Below are 338 nucleotides of genomic sequence, written 5' to 3'. Positions count from 1 at the left end.
CACCGGGTTGATAGGCCAGAACTGGAAGTCGGGTAACCGATGCAGGTGACTGGTACTAATAGGCCGAGGACTTACCACAAAGAAGCTACGCGTCCACTGTGCAATATCTGAAACAACACACGAGTTGTTCACTGAGCACAATCGAATACAGGTCCAAGACGAAACACCACCCCTGACAGCACATGCGGGGGATGTGTTCTCCGACTGAGACCGCTCGTGACACTGTTTCGCAGAGTTACGGCGGCCATAGCGGAGGGGAAACGCCCGGTCCCATTCCGAACCCGGAAGCTAAGCCCTCCAGCGCCGATGGTACTGCACTCGACAGGGTGTGGGAGAGT

General features: G+C 56.2%; 1 rRNA gene. It reads left to right on the top strand.

Annotated features, from left to right (window positions below):
* Positions 1–236: 236 nt before the first annotated feature.
* Positions 237–338, top strand: a 5S ribosomal RNA gene (gene rrf, locus MTX34_RS25530); the annotation flags it as partial.

This window comes from Rhodococcus sp. ARC_M5, from assembly GCF_022810405.1.
Classification (GTDB): domain Bacteria; phylum Actinomycetota; class Actinomycetes; order Mycobacteriales; family Mycobacteriaceae; genus Rhodococcoides; species Rhodococcoides navarretei.
Note: the sequence above shows the minus strand (reverse complement) of the source record. Positions and strands in the feature narration are given on the sequence as shown.